General features: G+C 69.9%; 28 protein-coding genes. 21 read left to right on the forward strand and 7 right to left on the reverse strand.

Going from position 1 to position 24,083, the window contains the following annotated elements:
* Positions 1–184 precede the first annotated feature (184 nt).
* From ABZX02_RS04290 to ABZX02_RS04305, 4 genes are all read left to right on the forward strand, one after another.
* A complete protein-coding gene (locus ABZX02_RS04290) occupies positions 185–1,135 on the forward strand; it encodes a hypothetical protein (protein ID WP_355294668.1) in 951 nt (316 codons plus the stop codon).
* A complete protein-coding gene (locus ABZX02_RS04295; protein ID WP_355294669.1) occupies positions 1,132–1,686 on the forward strand; it encodes a hypothetical protein in 555 nt (184 codons plus the stop codon). Before ABZX02_RS04290 ends, ABZX02_RS04295 begins: the two co-directional genes overlap by 4 nt.
* Positions 1,687–1,697: 11 nt before the next feature.
* Positions 1,698–2,231: a hypothetical protein gene (locus tag ABZX02_RS04300; protein WP_355294670.1), complete on the forward strand. Its 534-nt coding sequence runs from the start codon at positions 1,698–1,700 to the stop codon at positions 2,229–2,231.
* 75 nt (positions 2,232–2,306) lie between these two features.
* Positions 2,307–3,116 (forward strand): isocitrate lyase/phosphoenolpyruvate mutase family protein, encoded by an 810-nt coding sequence (locus ABZX02_RS04305; RefSeq protein WP_355294672.1) that lies wholly within the window; start codon positions 2,307–2,309, stop codon positions 3,114–3,116.
* Here ABZX02_RS04305 and ABZX02_RS04310 read toward each other — a convergent pair.
* A complete protein-coding gene (locus ABZX02_RS04310) occupies positions 3,113–3,262 on the reverse strand; it encodes a hypothetical protein (protein WP_355294674.1) in 150 nt (49 codons plus the stop codon). The two genes, ABZX02_RS04305 and ABZX02_RS04310, sit on opposite strands and share 4 nt — an antisense overlap.
* Before the next feature lie 64 nt (positions 3,263–3,326).
* Positions 3,327–4,169, reverse strand: a complete 843-nt coding sequence (locus ABZX02_RS04315) for a DegV family protein (protein WP_355294675.1) — start codon at positions 4,167–4,169, stop codon at positions 3,327–3,329.
* 215 nt (positions 4,170–4,384) lie between these two features.
* Here ABZX02_RS04315 and ABZX02_RS04320 point away from each other — a divergent pair, with 215 nt between their 5' ends.
* The 9 genes from ABZX02_RS04320 to mnmA all read left to right on the forward strand — a co-directional run bounded on the left by ABZX02_RS04320 (position 4,385) and on the right by mnmA (position 12,424).
* On the forward strand, positions 4,385–5,167 hold the full coding sequence (locus ABZX02_RS04320) for an electron transfer flavoprotein subunit beta/FixA family protein (RefSeq protein WP_355294677.1): 783 nt from the start codon (positions 4,385–4,387) through the stop codon (positions 5,165–5,167).
* Between the two features lie 13 nt (positions 5,168–5,180).
* Positions 5,181–6,134 (forward strand): electron transfer flavoprotein subunit alpha/FixB family protein, encoded by a 954-nt coding sequence (locus tag ABZX02_RS04325; protein WP_355294678.1) that lies wholly within the window; start codon positions 5,181–5,183, stop codon positions 6,132–6,134.
* Between the two features lie 127 nt (positions 6,135–6,261).
* Positions 6,262–6,678 (forward strand): Imm10 family immunity protein, encoded by a 417-nt coding sequence (locus ABZX02_RS04330; RefSeq protein ID WP_355294680.1) that lies wholly within the window; start codon positions 6,262–6,264, stop codon positions 6,676–6,678.
* 96 nt (positions 6,679–6,774) lie between these two features.
* Positions 6,775–7,104 carry a hypothetical protein gene (locus ABZX02_RS04335; protein ID WP_355294682.1) on the forward strand — a complete coding sequence of 110 codons (330 nt, stop codon included), beginning with the start codon at positions 6,775–6,777 and terminating at the stop codon, positions 7,102–7,104.
* A 129-nt stretch (positions 7,105–7,233) separates the two neighbouring features.
* Positions 7,234–8,007, forward strand: a complete 774-nt coding sequence (locus ABZX02_RS04340) for a GNAT family N-acyltransferase (RefSeq protein ID WP_355294684.1) — start codon at positions 7,234–7,236, stop codon at positions 8,005–8,007.
* The gene (locus ABZX02_RS04345; RefSeq protein WP_355294686.1) at positions 8,004–8,876 is read left to right on the forward strand and encodes a lysophospholipid acyltransferase family protein; all 873 of its coding nucleotides are present in this window, start codon (positions 8,004–8,006) and stop codon (positions 8,874–8,876) included. Before ABZX02_RS04340 ends, ABZX02_RS04345 begins: the two co-directional genes overlap by 4 nt.
* Positions 8,833–10,176, forward strand: coding sequence for an MFS transporter (locus tag ABZX02_RS04350; protein WP_355294688.1), 1,344 nt, complete (start codon positions 8,833–8,835; stop codon positions 10,174–10,176). The genes ABZX02_RS04345 and ABZX02_RS04350 overlap by 44 nt, the downstream gene beginning before the upstream one ends.
* Complete coding sequence (locus tag ABZX02_RS04355) at positions 10,176–11,345, forward strand: cysteine desulfurase family protein (protein ID WP_355294690.1); 1,170 nt, start codon at positions 10,176–10,178, stop codon at positions 11,343–11,345. The genes ABZX02_RS04350 and ABZX02_RS04355 overlap by 1 nt, the downstream gene beginning before the upstream one ends.
* Positions 11,342–12,424 (forward strand): tRNA 2-thiouridine(34) synthase MnmA, encoded by a 1,083-nt coding sequence (mnmA, locus tag ABZX02_RS04360; protein WP_355294692.1) that lies wholly within the window; start codon positions 11,342–11,344, stop codon positions 12,422–12,424. The genes ABZX02_RS04355 and mnmA overlap by 4 nt, the downstream gene beginning before the upstream one ends.
* Positions 12,425–12,637: 213 nt before the next feature.
* Here the strand turns inward: mnmA and ABZX02_RS04365 are convergent, their stop codons facing one another.
* Both ABZX02_RS04365 and ABZX02_RS04370 read right to left on the reverse strand, forming a co-directional pair.
* Complete coding sequence (locus ABZX02_RS04365) at positions 12,638–13,489, reverse strand: serine/threonine dehydratase (protein ID WP_355294693.1); 852 nt, start codon at positions 13,487–13,489, stop codon at positions 12,638–12,640.
* Entirely contained in the window at positions 13,486–13,989 is a 504-nt protein-coding gene (locus tag ABZX02_RS04370; protein ID WP_355294694.1) for a DUF6584 family protein, read from the reverse strand. Before ABZX02_RS04370 ends, ABZX02_RS04365 begins: the two co-directional genes overlap by 4 nt.
* Positions 13,990–14,025: 36 nt before the next feature.
* Here ABZX02_RS04370 and ABZX02_RS04375 point away from each other — a divergent pair, with 36 nt between their 5' ends.
* Positions 14,026–15,168 carry a hypothetical protein gene (locus ABZX02_RS04375; RefSeq protein ID WP_355294696.1) on the forward strand — a complete coding sequence of 381 codons (1,143 nt, stop codon included), beginning with the start codon at positions 14,026–14,028 and terminating at the stop codon, positions 15,166–15,168.
* A 38-nt stretch (positions 15,169–15,206) separates the two neighbouring features.
* Positions 15,207–15,605 carry a hypothetical protein gene (locus ABZX02_RS04380; RefSeq protein ID WP_355294698.1) on the forward strand — a complete coding sequence of 133 codons (399 nt, stop codon included), beginning with the start codon at positions 15,207–15,209 and terminating at the stop codon, positions 15,603–15,605.
* On the opposite strand, the gene paaI is transcribed toward ABZX02_RS04380, so the two are convergent.
* Both paaI and ABZX02_RS04390 read right to left on the reverse strand, forming a co-directional pair.
* Positions 15,544–15,930 (reverse strand): hydroxyphenylacetyl-CoA thioesterase PaaI, encoded by a 387-nt coding sequence (gene paaI / locus ABZX02_RS04385; RefSeq protein ID WP_355294700.1) that lies wholly within the window; start codon positions 15,928–15,930, stop codon positions 15,544–15,546. The genes ABZX02_RS04380 and paaI overlap by 62 nt on opposite strands.
* A gap of 236 nt (positions 15,931–16,166) precedes the next feature.
* Positions 16,167–17,501, reverse strand: a complete 1,335-nt coding sequence (locus ABZX02_RS04390) for a cellulose binding domain-containing protein (protein ID WP_355294701.1) — start codon at positions 17,499–17,501, stop codon at positions 16,167–16,169.
* A 192-nt stretch (positions 17,502–17,693) separates the two neighbouring features.
* On the opposite strand from ABZX02_RS04390, the gene ABZX02_RS04395 reads away from it, so the two are divergent.
* From ABZX02_RS04395 to ABZX02_RS04405, 3 genes are all read left to right on the forward strand, one after another.
* Positions 17,694–18,695, forward strand: coding sequence for a methionine synthase (locus tag ABZX02_RS04395; protein ID WP_355294703.1), 1,002 nt, complete (start codon positions 17,694–17,696; stop codon positions 18,693–18,695).
* A 92-nt stretch (positions 18,696–18,787) separates the two neighbouring features.
* Positions 18,788–20,644, forward strand: coding sequence for a glycoside hydrolase family 9 protein (locus tag ABZX02_RS04400; RefSeq protein WP_355294704.1), 1,857 nt, complete (start codon positions 18,788–18,790; stop codon positions 20,642–20,644).
* 38 nt (positions 20,645–20,682) lie between these two features.
* Positions 20,683–21,819 carry a hypothetical protein gene (locus ABZX02_RS04405; protein WP_355294706.1) on the forward strand — a complete coding sequence of 379 codons (1,137 nt, stop codon included), beginning with the start codon at positions 20,683–20,685 and terminating at the stop codon, positions 21,817–21,819.
* Here ABZX02_RS04405 and ABZX02_RS04410 read toward each other — a convergent pair.
* Positions 21,806–22,285, reverse strand: a complete 480-nt coding sequence (locus tag ABZX02_RS04410) for an N-acetyltransferase (protein ID WP_355294708.1) — start codon at positions 22,283–22,285, stop codon at positions 21,806–21,808. The two genes, ABZX02_RS04405 and ABZX02_RS04410, sit on opposite strands and share 14 nt — an antisense overlap.
* Before the next feature lie 63 nt (positions 22,286–22,348).
* Between ABZX02_RS04410 and ABZX02_RS04415 the strand changes: the two genes are divergently transcribed.
* From ABZX02_RS04415 to ABZX02_RS04425, 3 genes are read left to right on the forward strand one after another with little or no spacing between them, the layout of a single operon-like run.
* Positions 22,349–22,864 carry a hypothetical protein gene (locus ABZX02_RS04415; protein WP_355294710.1) on the forward strand — a complete coding sequence of 172 codons (516 nt, stop codon included), beginning with the start codon at positions 22,349–22,351 and terminating at the stop codon, positions 22,862–22,864.
* Entirely contained in the window at positions 22,861–23,418 is a 558-nt protein-coding gene (locus ABZX02_RS04420) for a YdeI/OmpD-associated family protein (protein WP_355294712.1), read from the forward strand. The genes ABZX02_RS04415 and ABZX02_RS04420 overlap by 4 nt, the downstream gene beginning before the upstream one ends.
* A 5-nt stretch (positions 23,419–23,423) precedes the next feature.
* Positions 23,424–24,077 carry a hypothetical protein gene (locus ABZX02_RS04425; RefSeq protein ID WP_355294714.1) on the forward strand — a complete coding sequence of 218 codons (654 nt, stop codon included), beginning with the start codon at positions 23,424–23,426 and terminating at the stop codon, positions 24,075–24,077.
* Positions 24,078–24,083 lie beyond the last annotated feature (6 nt).

The raw sequence follows: 24,083 nt of genomic DNA on the forward strand, positions 1-24,083 counted from the left end.
AGTTGACACAATCGGGTGACTGAACGTTGTTCGGTGTTGATCTAGGGACGCCCCATTTGCGCTGGAAACAAGCGTTATTCCACGTGTTACAGCAAGCGCGTCCGTCCACTTTCGACGCTGGTTGGGCCCTGCGGCCGTGGGTAAGCTCGCACAATCTTCAGCCCGGTTGAGTGAGTAGGTGACCATGGGTGCAAAAGAGCAGGAACTAGTTCCGCTGCACGCCGGTTTTGACGTTGTCTACCGAGGTTTTCATCGACGTCAGGTCATCGAGCACATCGAGAATCTCGAGGAGCAGCTCCGCTTCACGAGTCTCGACCGGGCCGAGGCGCTGGCGCAGGCCGCCGATCTGCGCAAGCTCCTGGAGATGACGCGTCAGGACCTCGAGGAGGCGCGCGCCAGGATCGAACGCCTCGAGTCCACCTCGGGCACGCACGCGAGCGCCACCGAACGGATGCACCGCATGCTCCGCCTCGCCGAGGACGAGACCGCGGAGATGCACCTGCAGGCCGAACGCGAGTGCGCCGACCTCCGCACGCGCACCGACATCGAGGTCGCCGCGCTGCGCGCCGAGGCGCAGCGCGAGTCCGCGGCGATGCGCGCGGAGGCCGAGTCCGAGCTCTACGCGAGCCGCCAGGACTGCGCCACCCGTGCCGCCGCGATGGAACGGCGCGAGCTCGAGATGGAGCGCCGCAGCGCCGATCTCGAGGCCCAGCACCGCCAGCGCGCCGACGAGGTCGAGCGCGAGTGCGCCGAGGCCGTCGCCCAGGCGCAGGCCGACGCGGACATGCTGCTGCGGGAGACCGCCCTGCAGTGCAACGCGCTGGAGGCCGACTCCGAACGCAAGCGCGAGAAGGCCCAGAACTTCTTCGAGCTCACGATGACCCGGCGCCGCAACGAGGCCGCGCAACACCTGCAGGAGCAGGAGGCGCTCGCAAGGGCGCGCTCGGAGTTCGTGGTCAAGATGGCGTCCCGCGAGGCGCAGCGCCGCCTCGCCGAGGTCGCCGACCGCACCGACGAGCTGCACGAGCTCAAGCGCGCCGTCCACGCGCAGCTGTCCGCCGCCCGCGCGGCCCTCGCCGTGGCCGCCGACCGCGTCGCGCCGCTGCACATCCCGGAACAGGTGGCCGCCTCGTGAAGCGCTGGGTCCCGCTCCTCGTCGGCGCGCTGATGGTGCCGGCGTCCGTGACGGCGTTCGGCTTCTCCGTCTACGGCGAGGAACTGGAGACGGCGCTGTCGTCGTCGCCCGCCGTGCCGGAGGTCATCGCGGGTCCGATTCCGGTGTCCGACTTCGCGGTGCCGCTGCGGATGGAACCGGCCGCACCGGTCGTGCTGACCGCGGACGTCGCCCAGCAGGCCGTCCGGGAACTGTTCACCGCGCACTCGGTCAAGGGCGTCACCTTCGCACCCGGCACCGCGTCCCTCGTGGGGCGCGGCGAGGACGTGCGGCGGTCGCTGGCGAGCGTGCTGCGCAACGCCACGGGCTCGGTGACGCTGGTGGCGCACGCGTGGAACGGCGAGACGGCGTCGCACCGCTGCGACGTCCTCGCGATGGAACGGGCGGGCCTGCTGCGGCAGTACCTGGCCGAGCAGGGCGTGGACAGGGTCGTCGCCACGCGCGTGATCGTGGACCCCGTGTGGGGCCCGCCCTCGGACTTCGGACCTCAGATCGACGTCCTCGTCAGCTAGGAGCCTTCGCAATGGCAGGGGCAGTCGGGATCGTCTTCGGACTGTGCGTGCTGTCCTTCACGTTGGGGGCGGCCCTGATGTACGTGCTGGTGCGGCGCCGCGAGGACGCCGACACCGCTGTCGCACCCGAGGCGGCGGCGCCGGCCGACCCGACGTGGGTGGCGAAGCCCGTGGTGGTGGAGCCGGTGGACGCCGAGTACGACTCGCGGCCGATCCACCGCGCCCCGGTGATGGGGCTGCGGCAGATGGAACCGGCGCTGGCAGCGCTGGCCGAGCCGGTGGTCGAGGCAGAACCGGTCGTGGAAGCAGAGCCCGAGGTCGAGCCGGATCCCGTCGAGGAGGCGGAGCCGGTCGCCGAGCCGGAACCGGAACCGGAACCGGAGCCCGAACCCGAACCCACCCCGCCGCCCGTCGTGCGCACCGAGCTGCCCCCACCCGCCGCCCCGCAACCGGCCGAGCACACGACGTGGGTCGAGCGCGAGGACTTCCGCCAGCGCTACCTCCGCACCTTCGAAGAGGTCCGCCGCAAGGCCGGCAGCAACTGACGCGTGTCGGAAAGTCGTCGGTTCCTGTCCGAATATCGCCGGACTTCCGCCCCTGCCCGCTGATATCAATCGATCATGACCTCCGCCACTGATCGAACGAAGCTCTTCCACGCGCTGCACCGGCCGGGCCCGCTCGCCCTCCCCAACGCCTGGGACGTCGCGTCCGCCCTCGTCGTCGAGGCCGCCGGCGCGAAGGCCGTCGCCACCACGAGCGCCGGGGTGGCGTGGAGTCTCGGCGCCGCCGACGGCGACCACATCGCCCGCGACCGGGCGGTCGACCTCGTCGCCAGGATCGTTGCCGCCGTGAGGATTCCGGTGAGCGCGGACATCGAGACGGGGTTCGGCAGCGACGCGGAAGAGGTCGGCGAGACCGTGCGCGCGGTCAGCGAGGCCGGGGCGTCCGGCGTCAACATCGAGGACGGGCTCGGCGCCGGGCAGCGCGACGTCGCGGAGCAGGCCGAGCGGTACGCGGCGGCGCGTGCGGCCGCGCCGGAGATCTACATCAACGCGCGCGTCGACACGTTCCTGCGCGGGGTGGGGGAGCCGGAGACCCGGCTCGACCGCACGCTGGAGCGCGCGGCGAGGTTCCTCGAGGCCGGTGCCAGCGGCATCTTCGTGCCGGGCGTGACCGACCTGGAGACCGCGGCGGCGCTGGCGAAGGGGATCGACGCGCCGCTCAACGTCCTGGTGGGGCCCGGCGCGCCCGCCGTCGCCGAGTTCGCGAAGGCGGGCGTGGCGCGGGTCAGCCTCGGCTCTGCGGTCGCCGAGGCCGCCTACGCCGTTGCCAGGCGGGCAGCGGAGGAGATGCTGACCAAGGGCACATACGACAGCGTCGAGGGTGGCATCGCGTACGGCGACCTCAACGCGCTTTTCCTACAGCACTAGTGCTTCCTGCCCCGAAGCTTGCGCAGCAGCTGTTCGGCCTGGGCGCGCTTGCGCGGGTCCTGTGCCATCTGCCTTGCCTTCATCTGCAGCTTGTGGCCCTGCGGGCTGCGCAGGAACCTGGTGATCTTGTCCATGAAGCCGGCCATCGGTCCTCCAGGTGTCCGTTACGTCCATTTCAACGGACGAAACCGCACCCGGAGTTCCCGACGATCAGACCGGCGAAACGGTGATGCCCAGCGCACCGGGGCCGACGTGGGCACCGATGGCCGAGCTGACCTGCGTCAACATGAACTGGCGGACGTTGGGCACCTTGCGCCGCAACGTGCGCAGCAGCCGCGACGCCTTCTCCTCGGCATCGAAGTGCTCCACGGCGACGTCCACGGTGTCGGTGCCCGCGCGCTTGATCGCGATGTCGATCATCCGGTTGAGCGCGCGGTCGGCGCCGATCACCTTGTCCAGCGGGGTGATCTGGCCGTCCGCCATGGTCAGCAGCGGCTTCATCGACAGCATGCCGCCGACCATCGCGGCGGCGGCGCCGATGCGGCCACCGCGGCGCAGGTACTCGAGGGTGTCGACGTAGATCAGCTCGGTGGACCTGTCGAAGCGGCGCTGCGCGGTCGCGAGCACCTTCTCCACGCTCCCGCCCGCCTCGGCCACCTTGCCGGCGGCCTGGACGGCGTAGCCGATGCTCATCCCGCAGGTGTGCGTGTCGACGACGTGCACGGGCACGCGGACCTTCGCGGCCGCCTCGCGCGCCGCCTCCACCGTCGCCGACTGGCGGCTCGACACGTGCACCGACACGATCGAGCGAACTCCCTGCGCGGCCAGCTCGTTGTACGTCCAGAAGAACGCGTTCGGATCCGGGGGGATCGTCGCGACGGGGACGTTGGAGCGCATGGCCGAGACCAGGTCGGGGACCGGGATGCGGGACTCGTCGTCGGTGTGGTCGCCGATCCGCACCTGGATCTGCACCACTTCGATGCCGAGTTGATCAGTCAGCTGCGCCGGGAGACAAGCGGTGGAGTCTGTCACGATCGCTACTCGCCGGTACATGTCAGCGGAGCCTAGTCCCTCGAATGGGGTAGGTCTCAGTTGGTGGAGTTAACCGGTGATAACTGTCACGCTAGCGTGGTGCTTGCTCCTGTTTGCACCGCTGCTACTGGCGGGTAACATCCGGGTGATGGCAGGGTCGTGAACACCCGGCGGCGCAGTCCTACAGTCCTCTGCGTAAGCGTCGCCGCCCGTCCGCAGGAGGTCGAAGAGGACCTATGAACATTGTTGTCCTGGTCAAGCAGGTGCCTGACACCTGGTCCGAGCGCAAGCTCACCGACGCCGACCACACCCTTGACCGCGAGTCCGCGGATGCCGTGCTCGACGAGATCAACGAGCGCGCCGTCGAAGAGGCCCTGCAGCTGCAGGAAGCCCACGGCGGTGAGGTCACCGTGATCGCGATGGGTCCCGACCGCGCCACCGACGCCATTCGCAAGGCGCTGTCGATGGGTGCGGACAAGGCGATCCACGTCAGCGACGAGGCGTTGCACGGTTCGGACGTGCTGGCGACGGCGAAGGTCCTCGCGAAGGCGATCGGCACGGTCGAGAACGTCGACCTGGTCATCGCGGGCAACGAGGCGACCGACGGCCGCGCGGGCGCTGTCCCGGCCATCCTCGCCGAGCTGCTCGGCCTGCCGCAGGTCACCCAGCTGCGCAAGGTCACCGTCGAGGGCACGACGATCAAGGGCGAGCGCGAGACCGACGAGGGCGTCGCGTTCCTCGAGGCGTCGCTCCCGGCCGTGGTCTCCGTGACCGAGAAGATCAACGAGCCGCGGTACCCGTCCTTCAAGGGCATCATGGCCGCGAAGAAGAAGCCCGTCTCCACGCTCACCGTGGCGGACCTGGGCATCGACGCCTCCGAGGTCGGCCTGTCCGGCGCGTACACCCAGGTGCAGGAGGCTTCCCCGAAGCCGCCGCGCAGCGCGGGTCAGCGCGTCGAGGACGGTGGCGACGGCGGTGCGAAGATCGCCGAGTTCCTCGTCGGCCAGAAGCTCATCTGAGGGAGGGGAAGACATGTCTGAAGTCCTTGTCCTCGTCGACCACGTCGACGGCGACGTCAAGAAGGTCACCTACGAGCTGCTGACGGCCGCCGGCCGCCTCGGCACGCCGTCCGCGGTGGTCGTGGGCGCGCCCGGCACCGCGGCGAAGATCCGCGAGTCGCTCGGCAAGTACGGCGCCGCGAAGGTCTACGCCGTCGAGTCCGACGACGCCGCCGGCTTCCTCGTCACCCCGAAGGTCGACGCGCTGGCCGCTCTCGTCCCGAACGCGTCCGCGGTGCTCGTCTCCGCGACGATCGAGGGCAAGGAGGTCGCGGGCCGGCTCGCCGTGCGCATCGACTCCGGCTGGCTGGTCGACGTCGTGGACGTCGAGGCCGACGGCACCGGCGTGCAGTCCATCTTCGGTGGCGCGTTCGTCGTCAAGGCGAAGGTCAGCAAGGGCACCCCGGTCATCACCGTCCGCCCCGGCGGCGTCGAGGCCGTCGAGTCCGCCGCGGACGCCGTGCTGGACGAGTCGGTCACCGTCTCCGTGGACGCCGCCAAGTCCGCGAAGGTCACCTCGCGCGAAGCCGTCGTCGGCGGCGACCGTCCGGAGCTGACCGAGGCCTCGGTCGTCGTCTCCGGTGGCCGCGGTGTCGGCTCGGCCGACAAGTTCTCGACCGTCGAGGAGCTGGCCGACTCGCTCGGTGCCGCCGTCGGTGCCTCGCGCGCCGCCGTCGACTCGGGCTACTACCCGCACCAGTTCCAGGTGGGTCAGACCGGCAAGACGGTCTCGCCGCAGCTGTACGTGGCGCTGGGCATCTCCGGTGCCATCCAGCACCGCGCGGGCATGCAGACCTCGAAGACGATCGTCGCGGTCAACAAGGACCCTGAGGCCCCGATCTTCGAGATCGCCGACTTCGGTGTCGTGGGCGACCTGTTCAACGTCGCGCCGCAGCTGACCGAAGAGGTCAAGAAGCGCAAGGGCTGAGCACTCCCGCTCACGAACGGCCGTCCCACCTCGGTGGGGCGGCCGTTCTGCGTGGAGGCGCCGTTAGGGTGCACCGGACTCCCGTCCGGGAACGGTGCGGGATGTGGTGACCGAAGGGGAGAAAGCGTTGACCGAGACCAGCTTCGTCGTTCGTGGCCACGGCATGGGCTTCGAGGACGAGGAGCAGACCATGTTCACGGTCGGCGTCGCCGAGCAGCCCGACGGCGGTGGCCGGCAGCTGATGGTCACCGCGAGCGAGGACGACCTCGAGGACGCCGACCACGACATGGACACGTACTGCGTCGTCGACGACGAACACCGCTGCACGTACGGAGGTGTGCGCCGGGCGGAGCTGGACGACGGCGTGCTCGTGCTGGAGTTCACCGACAAGGCGGTCGCCGAGCTCGAGCTGGCCGACCCCGTTCTCACGCTGAAGTTCGACCTCGCCCCGGACGTCGTTGCGGAGCTGAAGGACGGCTACCGGCGCGTGTTCACGTTCGGGCGGGAGAGCTTCCGGCCGGTGCTCGGCGGCGATCTCGCCTGAGTCTTGTTTGTCCGCTTCGTGATGCTAAGCGTCGTCAGTGATCTGTCAGGGCATTGGTGAAGTCTGTCCCCGTTAGAACCGATCGAAGGGGTCCACATGGGACAGATCAAGCGCCTGGCGTCCGTCGTGCTCGGGTTGACGATGGCCGCCGGCTTCATGACGCTCGCCGCCGCGCCGGCGAGCGCCGACCGGCCGTGCACCGGCCGTCAGCAGAAGCTCTACTTCATGGGCGAGAAGGACGCGAACTTCGGCGGCAGCGGCATCGTCACGCTGCTCAACTGCCACGCGACGAAGCGCAAGGCGAGCATCGACGTCTCGCGCGGCTTCGACCCGGACTGCAAGAGCATCCCGTTCGGGGAGACGCGGTCCTTCGAGTACAACCGCCTCAAGGGGATCGCGGAGTACAACAAGCCGAAGTGGTGCTGACCCGCGACGCCTGACAGCCCCCTCCCGCGGGAGGGGGTTCGGGCATCTCCCGGGGTTAACCCGACTGCCACTGACCGGTCATCGTTCTGACCTGCTGTCATTCGCCAACCCGGCTTCACCCTGGTTCGCATGACGCAGCCGGAACTGCTTGTCAGCACCCCCGTCCAGCAGGACGGGGACGCACCTCGCTACTCCCTCCTCGTCGCCCGGGACAGCGACGAGGTCGTCGCCGCGCAGAGACTGCGCCACGAGGTGTTCGCCGGTGAGATGGGGGCGACGCTGCACACCAGCGTGCCCGGCCACGACGTCGACGAGTTCGACGCGCACTGCGACCACCTCGTGGTCCGCGACGACCGCACCGGCGAGATCGTCGGCGGCTACCGGATGCTGCCGCCGGAGCGCGCCAAGGAATCCGGAAGGCTCTACAGCGACGGCGAGTTCGACCTCTCCAGCCTCGACGTGATCCGGTCGAGCACGGTCGAGACCGGCCGCTCGTGCGTGCACCCCGACCACCGCAACGGCGCCGTCGTCAGCCTCGTGTGGGCGGGCATCGCGCGGTACATGTTGCTGAGCGGTCACAAGTGGCTCGTCGGGTGCGCCTCGATCCCGTTGCAGGACGGGGGCAGCTTCGCCGCCGGAGTGTGGGACACGGTGCACGCCAAGCACTACGCGCCCGAGGAGTACCGCGTCACGCCGCACAACCCGTGGGACGTCGACGCGATCAAACGGCCCGCCAAGGCCGCGCTGCCGCCGTTGCTCAAGGGCTACCTGCGGCTCGGCGCCAAGATCTGCGGACGGCCCGCGCTCGACGCGGACTTCGGCGTCGCCGACCTCTTCATTCTGCTCGGCATGGACCACATCGACCAGCGCTACCTCAAGTTCTTCCTGGGGGAGACACCATGAGCCACGCCTGGATGCCCACGTCGCCGTGCGGTGACGGGTGCGTCGGCAGCACGCCCGGCGAGGTCGGCAGGCTCCGGCAGACCTGGCGCGCGATCACGGCGGTCACCGCGATCCTGTGCGGCGCGTGGATCGCGCTGGCGCTGTTGCTCCCGGGCAAGCAGCGGGAAAGCGTTGTGCGCCTGTGGTTCCACGCCGTGCTGCGCGCGTTCGGGGTGCGGCTCGAGATCCACGGGGCGCGGAAGTTCCAGGCCGTGCCGAAGCGCGGCGTGCTCGTCGCCAGCAACCACGTCTCGTGGCTCGACGAGCTCGCCATCGACTCCGTGCAGCCCATCAAGATCGTGGCCAAGAAGGACATCAAGAGCTGGCCCGTGCTCGGCCCGATCATCACCGCCGCCGGCACCGTCTACCTCGACCGCGAGAAGCTGCGCGAGCTGCCGCGGACCGTCGACGAGCTCGCCGCGACGCTGCGGGGCGGGAGCGCGGTCGGCATCCACGCCGAGGGCACCACGTGGTGCGGCCTCGCGTCCGGGCACTACAAGCCCGCGCTGTTCCAGGCCGCGCTCGACGCCGGGGTGCCGGTGCGGCCGATCGTGCTGCGCTACCGGATCGGCGGCCACCTGACCACGCAGCCGGCGTTCGTCGGCAGCGACACCCTGGTCGACTCCATCCGCCGGGTGCTCAAGGTCCGCGATCTGGTCGTCGAGGTCCACGTGCTGGACGAGATCGCTCCCGGACGCGCCGCGACCAGGCGCGAACTGGCGAAACTTGCCGAAGAACAATCAAACCGCTTGACCTCGACCGAACTGGAGATTGCACCATCTACAGGTGACACTCACCGAGCCCGCACCATCACGCCTCTGGTCGCCTGAACGCCGCTGGCCCACGACGGGGATCCTCCTGCTGGTCACGCTCGTCGCCTTCGAGGTGATGGGCGTCGGCACCGCGATGCCCACCATGGTCCGCGAACTGAAGGGCGAGGCGCTGTACGCGTGGCCGTTCCTCGCGAACCTCGCGGCGAGCGTCATGGCCACGGTCTTCTCCGGGCGGCTCTCGGACCGCAGGGGCCCCAAGCCCGCGATCCTGATCGGCGTGGTGCTGTTCCTCGCCGGCCTCGTGGTCGCGGGCATCGCCGAGAACATGGCGGTGCTGCTCGCCGGCCGCGTCCTGCAGGGTTTCGGCGTCGGTTTCCTGATCGTCGCGATCTACGTGCTGATCGCGCTGGTCTACCCCGAGGACGACCGGCCCGCCGTGTTCGGCGCGCTGTCCGCGGCCTGGGTGGTGCCGTCGATGGTGGGGCCGGCGGTGGCGGGCTGGGCGACCGAGCACCTCACGTGGCGGCTCGTGTTCGTCGGCATCATCCCGTTGGTGCTCATCGGCAGCGTGCTGCTCATCCCCGTCCTCAAGAAGCTCCCACCGCACGCTGAGACGCCCCCGCAGCGCAAGCACCTGCCCATCGCGGCCGTGGCGGTCGGTCTGGGAGTGGCGGGCCTGAGCTGGTCACTGCAGCACCGCACCTGGTGGATGCTGGTGGCCGCGCTGCTGCTGCTCGCGCCCGCACTGCGCATCCTGCTGCCCAAAGGCACGCTCCTCGCCCGGCGCGGCCTCCCGGTCACGATCCTGGCGCGCGGCCTGCTCGCGGGCACGTTCTTCGCGGTGGAGGGCTTCATCCCGCTGACCCTGACGGTTGTGCACGGCTACTCGCCCCTGGAGGCGGGCATCCCGCTCACGCTGAGCGCGCTGGGCTGGGCGAGCGCGTCCATGTGGGCGTCACGCCACCCCGAGATCGAGCGCCACACGCTCGTCCGCTCCGGGTTCCTGCTCTCCGCGACGGGTATCGCGGCCGTGACGCTCATCGCACCCGCGTGGGGGCCCGCGTACCTGACGCTGGCCTTCTGGGCCGTCGCGGGCGCGGGCATGGGCATCGCGACGTCCAGCGTCGGCGTGCTGATGATGGCCGCATCGCCCGAGGCCGACCGGGGGTTCAACTCCGCCGCGCTGCAGATCTCGGACATGCTCTTCTCCGCGACCATGATCGGACTCGGCGGCGTGCTCGTCGTGGCGACCGCGCCCACCGGGGGCGTGGTGGCGCTCAACCTGTCGATGGCGGCGTTGGCGGTGGTGGGAGCGATTCTGACCGGGCCCCGCATGCGGGCTACCCTTGAGCCCTGATGGCTTATCTCGACCACGCGGCCACGACCCCCATGCACCCGCAGGCGGTCGCGGCCATGACCGAGGCGTTGTCCACCACGGGCAACGCCTCGTCGCTGCACACCTCCGGCAGGCGGGCCCGCCGGGCGGTCGAGGAAGCGCGCGAGAACATCGCCGACGCCCTGGGCGCCCGGCCGTCCGAGGTGCTGTTCACCGGCGGCGGCACGGAGAGCGACAACCTCGCGGTCAAGGGCATCTACTGGGCCGGCGGCAAGCGCCGTGTGCTCGCATCGGCCGTGGAGCACCACGCCGTGCTGGACGCCGTGGAGTGGCTGGAGCAGCAGGGTGCCGAGGTCACCTGGCTGCCCACGGACCACTTCGGGCGGGTCTCGCCGGAGTCGGTCGAGGAGGCGCTGGACGACGACGTCGCGCTCGTCACCACGATGTGGGCGAACAACGAGGTCGGCACCATCAACCCCGTGCACGACATCGCGCGCGTGTGCGCCGAACGAGGTGTGCCGTTCCACACGGACGCGGTGCAAGCCGTAGGTGCCGTGCCGGTCGACTTCGCCGCTTCCGGTGCCTCCGCGCTGACCATGACCGGCCACAAGGTCGGCGGCCCGTACGGCGTGGGCGTGCTGCTGCTGGCGCGCGACGTGAAGTGCACCCCGTTGCTGCACGGCGGCGGCCAGGAACGCGACGTGCGCTCCGGCACCCTCGACGTGCCGTCGATCGTCGGCCTGGCCCGCGCGGTGCGGATCTCTGTCGAGGAACAGGCGTCTCGGGCGCTGGAGTTGGCCGCGCTGCGCGACGAGCTGATCGCGTCCGTCCGCGCCGTCGTCCCGGACGTGGTCGTGAACGGCGACCCGGCCGACCGCCTCCCCGGCAACGCGCACCTGACGTTCCCCGGCTGCGAGGGCGACAGCCTGCTGATGCTCCTCGACGCCCGCGGCGTCGAGTGCTCCACGGGCTCCGCGTGCACCGCGGGCGTCGCGCAGCCGTCACACGTGCTGCTGGCGATGGGCGTGGAACCGGCGTTGGCACGCGGCTCCCTGAGGTTTTCCCTCGGGCATACGTCGACGCACGCCGACGTTGAAAAACTCGCGTCCGTGATCGGCCCGGTGGTCGAGCGCGCGCGTACGGCAGGACTGGCAGGCATGAGGCGTTCCCGGAAGGTGGTCAAGCAGTGAAGGTCCTCGCGGCGATGAGCGGTGGTGTCGATTCCGCGGTGGCGGCGGCACGCGCCGTCGAAGCGGGACACGACGTGACGGGCGTGCACCTCGCGTTGTCGGCCAAGCCCGGCACGTTGAGGACCGGCGCCCGCGGCTGCTGCACCATCGAGGACGCCCACGACGCCCGCCGCGCCGCCGACCTGATGGGCATCCCGTTCTACGTCTGGGACTTCGCCGAGCGCTTCACCGAAGAGGTCGTCGAGGACTTCGTCGCGGAGTACGCGGCCGGCCGCACCCCGAACCCGTGCCTGCGCTGCAACGAGCGCATCAAGTTCGAGGCACTGCTGGACAAGGCGATCGCCCTGGGCTTCGACGCCGTCTGCACGGGCCACTACGCCCGCCTGGAGATGGTCGCCGGCCGCCCGGAACTCCGCCGCTCCGCCGACCTCGGCAAGGACCAGTCGTACGTGCTGGCCTCACTGACCGCAGAGCAGCTCTCGCACGCCATGTTCCCGCTGGGCGACACGACCAAGGACGACGTCCGCGTCGAGGCCGCCACCCGCGGCCTCTCGGTCGCGAAGAAGCCGGACAGCCACGACATCTGCTTCATCCCGGACGGCGACACGCAGAAGTTCCTCGCCGGCCGCATGGAGACCAAGCCGGGCCTGCTGATCGACGACGCCACCGGCGCGGTCCTGGGCAGGCACGCGGGCGTGCACGAGTTCACGGTCGGCCAGCGCAAGGGCCTCGGCATCGACGGCCCTGCGCCCGACGGCCGCCCGCGCTACGTGCTGGCGTTGGAGCCCGTGTCCGGCAACGTCCGCGTCGGCTCGGTCGAGAAGCTCGCCGTCACGGAGATCTCCGCCTCCGCACCGGTCGCGCACGTCGAGCTCGACGGTCCGGTCGAGTGCGTGGCCCAGGTGCGGGCGCACGGCGGAACGGCTCCGGCCGTGGCCGAGCTGGTCGACGGCGTGCTGCGGGTGCAGCTGCGGGAGCCGCTGAAGGGCGTGGCTCCCGGCCAGGCCGTGGCGATCTACCGCGAGGACGCGGCCGGTGACGTCGTCCTGGCCAGCGCGACCATCGACGCGACCGGCTAATTCGGTTGTAGCGCAGGGAAAGCGGATCTAGCGTTCGCCGGGTGACGTTCATTGACACGGAGTTCGACCTCGCCGCGCGGGCTCGTACCGCGTTCCGGTGCTTCGTCAGCCCTGCGGACCGGCGGAAGCTGACCGGCCAGGCCCGTCGCGACGAGATGCCCGTGTGGGTGGTGTCACCGTTGCGCCGCCTCGGAGCGCGCCGGTTCCGCCGCTCTAGCTGGGACGCCACTCCGAGTTCGCTCCGCACAGGAGCACGCAGGGCAGCTCAGTCGTCACGTCGCCCCTGAGGAACGACGCGAACGCCGCCGCGGCAGCGGGTTCGACCGCCAGCCGGAACTCCTCCCACAGCCGGTCGCGCGCCGCGAGGATCTCCTCGTCGGTGACCAGGGCCGAGGACACGTTGTGGCGCTGCAGGATCCCCAGCGACAGCGAACCCGCTCGGGTGGCGCCCAGGGCGTCGGCCGCGATGGAGTCCACCACCGAGTCGACGGGCTCGCCCGCCTCCAGGGCGTTGTGCATCGCGCGGCAGTTCTCGGGTTCCACGGCGACGATGTGACGGCCACCGGAGGCCAGGGCGGCGCCCGCGACCAGGCCACCGCCGCCCACCGCCACGAAGATCGTGTCCACGTCCGGGGCGTCCTCCACGATCTCCTGCGTGACCGTGGCCTGGCCCTCGATGACGGTCTGCGCGTTGTACGCCTCGATGTACGGCAGGTCCAGCTCGCGCGCGGCCGCGGCGGCTTCGGCGTAGGTGGTGCCGTGGCGGATCAGCTTGGCGCCCAACGCTTCGATGCGCCGCGTCTTCGTCTCGGGCGCGGTCACCGGGACGAACACGGTGGCGTGCGCACCGAGCAGTTGCGCGGCCTGGGCGACCGCGATGCCGTGGTTGCCGCCGGACGCGGTGACGACCTCGGAGACGTTCAGCGACAGCAGCGTGTTCACGGCTCCGCGCAGCTTGAACGAGCCGGTGAGCTGCAGGTGCTCCAGCTTGAACACGAGCGGGCGCCCGTCCACCACCGCGCGCATGACCGGGGTGCGGCGGACGTAGTGCGACAACGTTCTCATGAGAACAGCTTCCACAAGAACTGCACGAGAGTCACGATCCCCAGCAGGAAACACACCAGCACGAACGTGCCACCGGCCATGACGATCAGGCACGCGCCCCAGGACGTCTCCTCGTTCGGGGTGGCGTCCAGGTCGTGCTGCAGCTCGAGCCGCGCCTCGGAGTAGAGCGACGCGAGGCGGGTGCGCGCGGTCTCGGTCGGCGCCTCGTCGAAGCTGCCCTGCCACGAGAGCGCGACCAGCCGGGTGTCCGCGCGGCGGTAGGCGCGTTCGAACGCCTGGAGCTCGTCCGGATCGCGTTCCTCGGCGAGGTAGGACCAGCGGCCCGCCTGAGCCGGCTGGCCGAGCACGCGGTAGACCTCGGCGAGACGTTCCCGCAGGTCGAGCCGGTCCGGGAAGGTGCCCACCAGTCCGGCGACGCGCTGACGTGCGCGCAGCACGCTCGCGAGGTCGCCCCGCTGCAACTCCTCGGCCGCTTTGTGGAGCGTCAGCTCTACCGGCATGAAGACCAGTTTTGCAGGTAGGGCTAGCTTTGACCCGTGTTCGGCCTATCGCTGCTGGTCTCCGGGCTCGCCTGGTGGCTGGGTCTGTACCTGCTCGCCCGCGACCCCCGCAAGCCGCTGTTGTGGTGGGCGGGCGCCGGGATGATCGGCTATTCGGTCGCCGTCGTCGCGCCACATCCCGTGGTCATCGGGGTGCCGGCGCTCGCCTGGACGGGCGCCGTGCTGTTGCTCGCGCGCCCCGAGTTGATCAGGTGGTGGCTGGCCGCGCTGCCGTTGTTCTTCGCGGCGTCGTTCTTCGTACCGTGGGTCGTACTGCTCCCGCTGGCCGCCGCCACGGCTCTAGCCATAAGAAAACGTGCTTACTTTTCACTCGTTGGAGTGATGTTCGGGCTCTCGGCCGGTGCGTTCCTGCTGGGACTGCTGCCCACCGAGATCACGTTGCCGTCGCTGGGGATCGACGTCGTGGTCTTCGGCGTCCTGATCGCCGTCACGGACGCGGTCGAGGAGGGCGAGGCGATCCGCGCGGACATGCTGCGGTCGCTGGTCGTCTCCGGCTTCACGGCGGTGCTGTTCGGCTCGCAGGTGATCTTCTTCGGCGGACCGGACCTGCTTGCGTACACGACCGTCGCGGCGGCCATCGCGGTGCAGGTGCTCGCGAACCCCCTCGCCGCCGTGGCCGACCGTCTGGCCGTGCCGGCCGTGGCAGCCGAACGGGCCGAGCTCCGCGACGCCGCCGAGGCGTTGCCCAAACGCCGGCCGCTGGTCACCGAGGACGAGGCGGAGTTCGCCCGGCTCACCCGCAAGGCGCTGAGCCATTACGGCGATCTGGGAAAGCTCGTCGCCAGTCCGTTGATAGCGCTGACCGACGACGGACCGCCACTGGATCGGGCCGGGCAGTTGAAGAGCATGCTGCTCGCGAGCATTCAACGGCTCAAACCCGCGGACGGCGACTTCGGCACGAGTGACGAATGGCGCTATTACAACGCCGTCTACTTCTACTACGTCAAGGGAATCCGGCCGTATTCGGTCCGGACCAAGCGCGAGGACCTCGACGCGGAGGACCGGCGCGCGTTGCAGTGGTTCGTGACCCAGGTGCCGGAACGAACGCTGCACAACTGGCAGAACGCCGCCGCACGCCTGGTCGCGGCGGACCTGATGGCAGGAGTTGGCAGCGCTTGACGTGGTTTTGGCAGCACCGGCCGGGCCATCGTCGAGCCATGTTGAAATTCGCCTTGAAACTCGACGGTGTCGCTTCTTTCGGTCTCGGTCTGCTGACCCTGCTGATCCGCCCCGAGGTCGGAATGCCGGTGGGCTGGCAGATCGGTCTCGGTTCTTTCTGCGTCGTGTACGGACTGGGCGTGTTCTTCCTCGGAACCCGCGCCGTTCCGGACCGCCGAATCGTTCTGCTGGTCATCATCGGCAACGTGGTGTGGGCCGCCGACAGCGTTCTCACCGCCACGATGGACTGGTTCCCGCTGACCGGTGTCGGCGTCGCGCTGGTGCTCGCCCAGGGCCTCGCCGTGCTCGGGTTCGCGGTGCTGCAGTTCGTCGGCCTCAGGAGCGCAGGGTCCGCGACCGTCCCCGGAACTCAGCCACGATCTCGGTCCCTCGCCTGACCGTGATGTCGTAGATCCCGCTGCGGCCGAACCGGGTCCGTTCCACCGCCTCCGCCACCAGCTCGTCGCCCTCGTGCACGGGCTTGATGAAGTCGATCTCCGCCGTGGCGGCGACGGTGACGGACCCGGCCCTGTTGCAGGCGCAGGCGAACGCGGTGTCCGCGAGCAGGAAGACGTAGCCGCCGTGCGCGATCCCGTGACCGTTGATCATGTTCTCCGCGACGGTCATGCGCAGCAGCGCGTAACCGTCGCGCAGCTCGATCGGCGCTATGCCGAGTCCGGTCGAGGCCTTGTCTGCGGCCAACATCTCAGCAGGACCATTCATTCGTGGCAGCGTAATCACCCTGGCGGTGGTGTCACGCCGCGTTCACGTCGCCTTACTGTCCGATTGCATGATCGCTCAACATCGGAGGTGGTCACCATGGGTGGTTGTTCTTGCTGCGGCGGGTGCACGGGTCCGGGCTGCGGATGCTGCAGCTCCTGCTGAGCGCCCTGATGAAGTGAGGAAGGCCGTTGCGGGGACGGAAGTTCCCGCAACGGCCTTCGCTCAACGGAGGGCGGTCAGCCCGTGTAGGTCTTGAACAGGTTCGTGAACTCCCAGTTGGCCTGCGAGATTCCACTGCACGTGGGCGAAACGCCGCCGCCGGGGCAGCCCTTGTCTCGGCCGGCCGACCAGAACGCGACCCGTCCGACGTGGTTCGCCTTCGCGTAGTCGAGGACCTTGCGCGCGTCGTCCTGAGTGGTCGTCGGACCGGTGTCGTTGCGCCCGATCATCGGCGTGAGGCCCAGCAACGCCTTCAACTGCGCGTCGGTCTTCGACGGCCAGATGGCGCGCATCTGCCCGAGGGTCGCGTTGGAGGCGGCGACCATCGCGTCACCCCAGTTGCCCGTGTAGCCGAAGTTCATCAGCATCGGGTTCACCAGGACCGTGACGCCCTTCGCGGCCGCGTCCTTGAGCACGTCGACCGAGTACGGGTCCATGCCGTAGTCCTGGCCCTGGATGCGCATCGTGTAGCTGACGGTGGTGCCGCGGGTGTCCTGCAGCCGCTTGAGAGCGGTGTTGACGATCGCCTGCGGGATCGTCGCTTCCACGTCCACGTCGATGCTGTTGGAGCCGACGGCGTCGAGCACCTTCACGTAGGCGTTGTACAGCGCGTCAGCGGTCGAGCAGACGTGCTCCAGGTACGGGCCCATGGCGCCGCCGGTCGCGACGATGACACTGCCGCCCGCGGCCTTCAACGCCTTGGTGTCGTTCACGATGCGGCTGTCGTTCAGCGGCACGGTGCCGCCCCAGGCCGGGTCGCAGCCGGCCGACGAGCCCAGCGCGAACGCGAGCGTGAAGTGCTTCTGGCCGGTCGCGTTCGCGACGTCCATCAGCGACGGCGTGGGCATCGTGATGTCGATGTACGGGGCGACGCGCGCGCTACCGGGCGTGGGCGGCACATCGGACCCAGTGGTGGTGGTCGGGCCGCCGGTCGTGGTCGTCGTCGTGGTGGTCGTGGTGCCACCGCCGCCGCTGCACGGCACTCCGTTGAGCTTGCAGTTCGTGGGCACGGCCGAGCCGCTCACCAGGAAGCCGAAGCTCGTCGACGCTCCCGCCGCGAGGTTGCCGTTGTACTCGCGGTTCGTGAACGTGTGGTGACTGCCGCTGCTGGTCGCCGTGGCGTCCCAGTACGAGCCGAGGGTCGCACCGGGGAGGTCGAACTCGAGCTTCCAGCCGTTCAGCGCGGTCGAGCCGGCGCTGATGGTGAACTTGCCCTGGTAGCCGGAGCCCCAGGACGAGTCCTGGCTGAAGGCGGCGGACTCGCCGGCGGCGGAGGCTGTCGGGGCGATCGCGACGAGGCCGGCCACCAGTGCGGTGGCGGCCCCGGCCGCGACGAGGGCGAAGCGGGACATCGGGTGAGTCCTTCCGGCAGGGGAGGAAGGGGTGGGAGTGGTGCAGGACCACGGGGCGCGTCGCGGTCCTGCACCACGTGCAGGGAGGCGCCCGTACGTTCAGCGCCTGCTCAATCACGGTAAGTGGCCTAGACCATAGCGTCAATGGGTCTAGACCTCTCTTGTCTGCCGGACAGTGGAACAATTCGGCGGGTGCGTGGAGCCACTGGAATCGGATCGCTGCCCGGAACCGACATCGACGAGGCGGCGAGGATCGTCGTCGGCGAGCTGCCGGAGCTGCCGCACGTGCCGGAGCTGCCCGGCCGCGGCGTCGGCGCGGACATGATCGGCCGCACCGCCGGCCTGCTGGTCGACCTCGCGATCGAGGTCATCACGTCCGGCTACCGCGTGAACCCGCGGCCCGGCCGGGACCACCGCCGCGCCGTCGACTTGCTGCGTGGCGACCTGGACGCGTTCGACGAGGCGTTGGAACGGGCGGGGGCGCAGCCGGAGACGGTCAAGGTGCAGGCCGTCGGACCGTGGACGCTCATGTCGAACATCGAGCTGATGCGCGGCCATCGGGTGCTCACGGATCGTGGGGCCGTCAAGGAGTTCTCCGAGTCGCTGGCCGAGGGGCTCAAACTGCACGCCGCCGAGGTCGCCAAGCGCACCAAGGCGAAGGTCGTCGTGCAGCTCGACGAACCGGGGCTGCCCGCCGTCCTCCAGGGCCTGCTGCCCACGCCGTCCAAGCTCGGCACCGTGCCCGCCGTGCCGGGGCCGGAGGCTCGTGCGGTCCTTGCGACCGTCATCGAGGCGTTGAAGGACCACGAGGTGATGGTGCACTGCTGCGCGCCGCACCCGCCGTTGACGCTGTTGCGCGAGGCGGGCGCGACGGCGATCGCGTTCGACACGACGTTGATCAAGGGTGCAGAGGCGCTCGACGAGATCGGCGAGACCTGGGAGGCGGGCACGACGCTCGCGCTCGGGCTCGTGCCGAGCACGGACCCCGGCGTGCCCGTGCCGCTCAAGGAGGTCGGGCAGCGGGCGTTCACCCTGGTCGACCGCCTCGGCTTCCCGCGGTCGATCCTCGCCGAGAAGGCGCTGCCCACTCCGACGTGCGGTCTGGCGGGTGCGACGTCCACTTGGGTCAAGCGCGCGCTGTCGCTGACCCGCGACCTCTCCTCGTCGTTTTTGGAGCCGCCCGAGGGCTGGTGATGTCCGGTTTGGGCGGCTAGTCTGCTGCGAACTATTAGGAAACTTTCTTAACCGAAGGCCGGACGCCGAGGCCTGGATCGGGAGTTCCTCTCATGCGCATCAGACGTGCGGCCCTGGTCGCCGCAGTGCTCACCGGGGTGGTCGTGGCGCCAGCCCAGGCCCAGACCGCGGCCGGGCAGATCCGGCTGGACCAGGTCGGGTTCGGCACCTCCGAGCAGAAGCACGCCTACGTGCTCGGCGGCGCCGCGAACACCAAGTTCTCCGTCGTCGACAGCCGCGGCAGGACCGTGCTGACCGGGAGGACGGGTGCCTCGACGGGGTCGTGGAGCGACAAGTTCCCCGCCGTGCACCCGATCGACTTCTCCAAGCTCACGAAGTCGGGCACGTACCGGATCAAGGTCGGCTCCGCGACCTCCCCGGCGTTCCAGGTCGACTCGCTGAAGAAGCTGTTCTCGCCGGTCGCGCACAACACCGTCGAGTTCTTCCAGGCGCAGCGCGACGGCGCCGACGTCATCCCGGGCAGGCTGAACCGCAAGCCAGCGCACCTCACCGACCGCGAGGCGCTGGTCTACGAGGCGCCGGTGTTCGCGGGCGAGGGTGGCGACCAGATCGCGGCGCCGTTGAAGCCCACGGGCGCGAAGGTCGACCTCGAGGGCGGCTGGTTCGACGCGGGCGACTTCGTGAAGTTCACGCACGCCTCGTCGTACTCCACGGCCTCGATGCTGCTGGCGTTGCGCAACAAGCACAACGACGCCCTGTACGAGGAAGCCAAGTTCGGCCTCAAGTGGCTCGACAAGGCGTGGGACGAGAAGACCGGCACGCTCTACGCGCAGGTCGGCATCGGCACCGGCTCCGAGGAGTTCGGCTTCGTCGGTGACCACGACGTGTGGCGCCTGCCCGAAGCCGACGACCAGCTGAACGTGAAGCCGGGCGACAGCGAGTACTTCATCAAGCACCGTCCCGTCTTCCGCGCGAACGTCGCCGGCGAGAAGATCAGCCCGAACCTGGTCGGCCGCGTGGCCGGGTCGTTCGCGCTGGCCGCGCAGATCGAGGCGCACAAGAACCCGCGCCTCGCGCGTTCGTACCTCGACAAGGCCGCGCAGCTCTTCGCGCTGGCCAAGACCACGGACGTCGGCGAGCTCGTCACCGCGTTCCCGCACGCGTACTACCCCGAGGAGTCGTGGACCGACGACATGGAGTTCGGTGCGACGCAGCTCGCGCTGGCCGCCAAGGCGTTGCACGACAAGCGGTACACCCAGTTCGCTCGCGCGGCCACGCACTGGGCCAAGGAGTTCCTGGCCACGGGCGACCCGGACACGTTGAACGTCTACAACATCTCCGCCCTCGGCCACGCCGACCTCGCCCCGTTGCTGAAGAAGGGTGTCCCCGGCGCCGAGGTGACGGAGCAGCAGGTCGTCGGCGACATCAAGCGCCAGCTGCAGAAGGGCGCGGACGCCGCGCGCACCTCGCCGTTCCGCACCGCCGCCAACGTCGAGACCTGGGACGTCGGCTCGCGCACGTTCGGGTACATCACCACCGCCGCGCTGTACCAGAAGCTCACCGGGTCGAAGGAGTACCAGACCTTCGGCACGCAGCAGCGCGGCTTCGCCCTCGGCACCAACGCGTGGGGCACGTCGCTCATCGTCGGCGTCGGCACGAAGTTCCCCGAGTGCCCGCACCACCAGGCCGCGAACCTCTCCGGCTCCGTCAACGGCGGCTCGAAGGTGCTGGTCGGCGCGGTGATCAACGGACCGAACGACGCCTCGCTGTTCGGCGACCTCGGTGACATGCCGGCGGGGTCCGTCGACTGCACCAAGCCCTACACGCTCGAGTTCAACTCCGCGAAGTCCGTGTTCGCCGACGACCTGCGGTCCTGGCCGAGCTCCGAGCCGGCCATCGACTTCACGGCGACCGGCGTGCTCGGCTTCTCGCTCATCGCCCACTCCTGAGTGGCGCCGGCGCGGGCCTGGGTGTCCAATTCGGACTTGTGCTCAGGCTCGCGCTGGTCTTCGTGCTGCTCATGTCCGGTACGGCACACGCCCTGCCCCAGGACGTGAGGTGCCGAGTCCCCGGCGTGCACGACGCGGAGGTCATCCGCACCGTGCACGCCGTTGGTCTTTCCCTGCGCGTGAGCGACAAGGTGATGCTCGCCGGTTTCGAGGCCGGGTGGGTCGAGTCGCACATGAACAACCTGTCGTGCGGCGACCGCGACTCGCTGGGCGTGTTCCAGCAACGGCCGTCGATGGGCTGGGGGACACCCGAGCAGATCATGGACGTCTCCTACGCGGCGCGGCGGTTCTTCGAGTACGCGGTGAAGGTGGACCGGCCGGAGCTCACGGCGGGCCTGCTCGCCGACGCGGTGCAGCGCTCGTGCTGCCCGGAGCGGTACGACGCCTCGGTGGACCGGGCCGAGTCGATGCTGCGGCAGGCCTGGCAGGGCGGTCCCGAGGTCGTGGGCGGCGTCGTGCACGTGGTGGAGGACGGCGACGTCCGCGCCGACGGCACGCGCCTGAGCACCTCACGCGACTTCGTGGGGCGGCCTTCGGTGGCGGGCGGGCTGGTGTTCGCGCGGACGGTGCGCGGCGACGTCCGGGTGCTGGCCGACGGGGCGTGGCGCGCGGTGGCCACGGGCGTGGCGGGCGATCCCGAGGCGGTGGCCCGTCCGGACGGGACGGTCGAGGTGTACGCGGTGCTCGCCGACGGCAGCGTCGCGAAACTGTCAGACCCTCTTGGGACGATAGGGATGGGGCCCGCGCTCCCCCAGGGGGCCCGCCAGTCCGGATCGATTCCGGTGAGCCCGGCCGGCTTCGCGACCGGCAAGCCGTCCGCCCTCGTCCTGCCCGACGGCTCCGTGACCGTCTACGTCCGCTCCGGCGGCAAGCTCGTGGCCAGTGCCGCCGGAGCGTGGCGCGAGATCGCCCCGTCCATCGAGGGCTCGCCCGAGGCAGTTCTCCGTCCAGACGGGACGGTCGGCGTGTACACCCTGATCGACGGCCGCGTGCACCGCCTCACGACCACATGGGAACCGTTGAGCGAGACGCGTTTCATCGACACCGTGTCCGCCCAACCCGACGGCACGATCTACGCGCGCACGGCCGAAGGTGCGGTCGTCAAAGCCGGTTGAACGGCTCCGCGTACCGGAACGGCCCCGGCTCGACCTCCCCGAACAACCGCGCCTGGAAGTGCGGTCCCCAGGCCGGGTCCGGCGGCGTGATCTCGAACTCCGAGGCGAGCCGGAACCCGAACCGCGAGTAGTAGTCCGGCGACCCCAGCAGGATCACCGCGCGCTCACCCCGGGCCTCCGCCGCACCGAGCACGGCGTGCATCAACGCCGACCCGATCCCCGCCCGCTGGTGCGACGGGTGCACCGCGATCGGCCCGAGCCCGAGCGCCGGCGTGTCGCCGACGTACCCGCGCGTGCACACGACATGGCCGCGCACGCCGTCCTCCACCAGCGACAACTCGGGGATCCAGCCCTCGTCGGCGCGCAGCTGGTCGATCAGCGGACCCTCGGGGCCGTTCTTGAAGGCCAGGTCGGTCACGTCGCGAATCGCGGTGATGTCTGCGGGCGTCTCCCGCCGGATCAGCATGACCGCACTGTGGCCGGAACCGCCGCCGCGCGCCACCGGGTTTCCCGCGCCATAATCCGCGGCGTGGTCGTGAGACAGACCGTGATGGTGTGCGTACTTGCCGTGGTGGCCTATCTCGCCGTGTGGTGGGTCTTCAGCGACGAAGAAGAACCCAGGGCATCAGGACCTGTGTTCCTCACGGACTACTCGCAAGCCTTGAAGGGCAGCTGCGTCAAGTTCACCGGACCGGGCGAGAACGACCAGGGACTCACCGTCGTCGACTGCGCCGGCACCAAGGCGGCGCTCAAGGTCGGCAGCGTGCTGGGCGACACCAACGGTCGTTGCCCGCGCGGTGACTACAAAGTCCTGCGCGACACCAGGCACAACGCCGCGCTCTGCCTGCTGCCCAACGCCGCCAAGGGCGACTGCTTCGAGTTCGACACCGAGGACCTGCAACGGTCCGTCGTGTCCAAGTTCGACTGCGCCGCACCACGGGCGAACGTGCAGGTCGTCGGGATAACCGCGGAAAGTTGCCCCGCGGAGGCCGATCTCGGTGTTCCCTATGAGGAGATGACGCTCTGCCTGAGGAGGGTGCGTTGATCGTCTTCGAGGGTCCCGCGGAGTTCGACGCGTGGCTGCACGAGAACGGCGCGAGCGAGACCGAGCTGTGGATCAAGTACGCCAAGAAGGGCAAGGGGATCAAGACGATCACCTACGACGAGGCGCTGGACGTCGCCTTGTGCCACGGGTGGATCGATGGGCTCGTGCGGTCCGTGGACGATACCTACTACTCGCAACGCTGGACACCGCGCACGGCGCGCAGCAAGTGGTCCAAGCGCAACTGCGGCAAGGTCGAGGAACTGATCGCCGCGGGCAAGATGCTGCCGGCCGGGCTGAAGGAGATCGAGAAGGCCAAGGCGGACGGGCGGTGGGACGCGGCCTACGCCGGTCCGGCCACGATCGAGGTGCCGGACGACCTCACCGCGGCGCTGGCCGCCAATCCCCAGGCCGCCGAGTTCTTCAAGACGCTCAACAGCCAGAACAGGTACGCCGTGCTGCTGCGGATCCACGACGCGAAAAGGCCGGAGACCCGGCAGAAGCGCATCGCGCAGTTCGTGGAAATGCTGGCCGAGGGACGAAAGCTCTACTCTTGAACATCATGAAGTGGTTCCGCCGCCGCACCCCGGAAGACGTCGCCCCGGCCCACCTGCCGAACGCCGAGGAGGCCGCGCAGCGCTTCTGGGAACGGTGGTTCGAGCTGGTACCGGTGGTCAGCGCGGCGCTCGGCGACGGCGAGCCGCACCGCGTCGAGGACGACCTGCGGGACCTGGTGAGCTCGCTGCACCCCGATCTCGTGTTCTCCCTCGAACAGGGCCACATGGCCATGTACGCGCTGGTGGTCACGGGTCAGGAGGACCCGCGGCTGCGCCCGTACACCGACGCGTGGATCGACGCCGCGCCGCCGTCGGACATGGTCTGGGAGTTCCACGACTCGGTGCCGCCGGTGCCCGACCCGACCGAGGTGGTCGTGAACCTCGGCCAGGTGAAGGTGCGGCTCGGCGACTACCGCGTGGTGGCCCAGGTGGACGGTGACGTCGTCGACGTCGCGGTCTACCACCCGGCGCTCGCGGACCTGAGCGAGGAACGCCGCCAGACCATGACGTTCCTGCCGCTGGACGTCACTCTCGGCGAGCGGCTGGCGGGGGAGCGGCTGCGGCGCGTGGAGACCGCGGAGCTCGAACCGCAGGGCACGATCAGCCTGCTGGAGCTGCGGACGCTGGTGCGCGAGCTCGCCGGGCAGGCCGAGCGCTGAAAACTG

Source organism: Lentzea sp. NPDC003310, from assembly GCF_040610935.1.
Classification (GTDB): domain Bacteria; phylum Actinomycetota; class Actinomycetes; order Mycobacteriales; family Pseudonocardiaceae; genus Lentzea.

What these genes read in the sequence shown, in the direction of transcription:
- ABZX02_RS04290 (WP_355294668.1), top strand. Translation starts at nt 185, where the DNA reads ATGGGTGCAAAAGAGCAGGAACTAGTTCCGCTGCACGCCGGTTTTGAC.
- ABZX02_RS04300 (WP_355294670.1), top strand. Translation starts at nt 1,698, where the DNA reads ATGGCAGGGGCAGTCGGGATCGTCTTCGGACTGTGCGTGCTGTCCTTC.
- ABZX02_RS04305 (WP_355294672.1), top strand. Translation starts at nt 2,307, where the DNA reads ATGACCTCCGCCACTGATCGAACGAAGCTCTTCCACGCGCTGCACCGG.
- ABZX02_RS04310 (WP_355294674.1), bottom strand. Translation starts at nt 3,262, where the DNA reads ATGGCCGGCTTCATGGACAAGATCACCAGGTTCCTGCGCAGCCCGCAG.
- ABZX02_RS04315 (WP_355294675.1), bottom strand. Translation starts at nt 4,169, where the DNA reads ATGTACCGGCGAGTAGCGATCGTGACAGACTCCACCGCTTGTCTCCCG.
- ABZX02_RS04320 (WP_355294677.1), top strand. Translation starts at nt 4,385, where the DNA reads ATGAACATTGTTGTCCTGGTCAAGCAGGTGCCTGACACCTGGTCCGAG.
- ABZX02_RS04325 (WP_355294678.1), top strand. Translation starts at nt 5,181, where the DNA reads ATGTCTGAAGTCCTTGTCCTCGTCGACCACGTCGACGGCGACGTCAAG.
- ABZX02_RS04335 (WP_355294682.1), top strand. Translation starts at nt 6,775, where the DNA reads ATGGGACAGATCAAGCGCCTGGCGTCCGTCGTGCTCGGGTTGACGATG.
- ABZX02_RS04340 (WP_355294684.1), top strand. Translation starts at nt 7,234, where the DNA reads ATGACGCAGCCGGAACTGCTTGTCAGCACCCCCGTCCAGCAGGACGGG.
- ABZX02_RS04345 (WP_355294686.1), top strand. Translation starts at nt 8,004, where the DNA reads ATGAGCCACGCCTGGATGCCCACGTCGCCGTGCGGTGACGGGTGCGTC.
- ABZX02_RS04355 (WP_355294690.1), top strand. Translation starts at nt 10,176, where the DNA reads ATGGCTTATCTCGACCACGCGGCCACGACCCCCATGCACCCGCAGGCG.
- ABZX02_RS04365 (WP_355294693.1), bottom strand. Translation starts at nt 13,489, where the DNA reads ATGAGAACGTTGTCGCACTACGTCCGCCGCACCCCGGTCATGCGCGCG.
- ABZX02_RS04370 (WP_355294694.1), bottom strand. Translation starts at nt 13,989, where the DNA reads ATGCCGGTAGAGCTGACGCTCCACAAAGCGGCCGAGGAGTTGCAGCGG.
- ABZX02_RS04380 (WP_355294698.1), top strand. Translation starts at nt 15,207, where the DNA reads ATGTTGAAATTCGCCTTGAAACTCGACGGTGTCGCTTCTTTCGGTCTC.
- paaI (WP_355294700.1), bottom strand. Translation starts at nt 15,930, where the DNA reads ATGAATGGTCCTGCTGAGATGTTGGCCGCAGACAAGGCCTCGACCGGA.
- ABZX02_RS04390 (WP_355294701.1), bottom strand. Translation starts at nt 17,501, where the DNA reads ATGTCCCGCTTCGCCCTCGTCGCGGCCGGGGCCGCCACCGCACTGGTG.
- ABZX02_RS04400 (WP_355294704.1), top strand. Translation starts at nt 18,788, where the DNA reads ATGCGCATCAGACGTGCGGCCCTGGTCGCCGCAGTGCTCACCGGGGTG.
- ABZX02_RS04410 (WP_355294708.1), bottom strand. Translation starts at nt 22,285, where the DNA reads ATGCTGATCCGGCGGGAGACGCCCGCAGACATCACCGCGATTCGCGAC.
- ABZX02_RS04425 (WP_355294714.1), top strand. Translation starts at nt 23,424, where the DNA reads ATGAAGTGGTTCCGCCGCCGCACCCCGGAAGACGTCGCCCCGGCCCAC.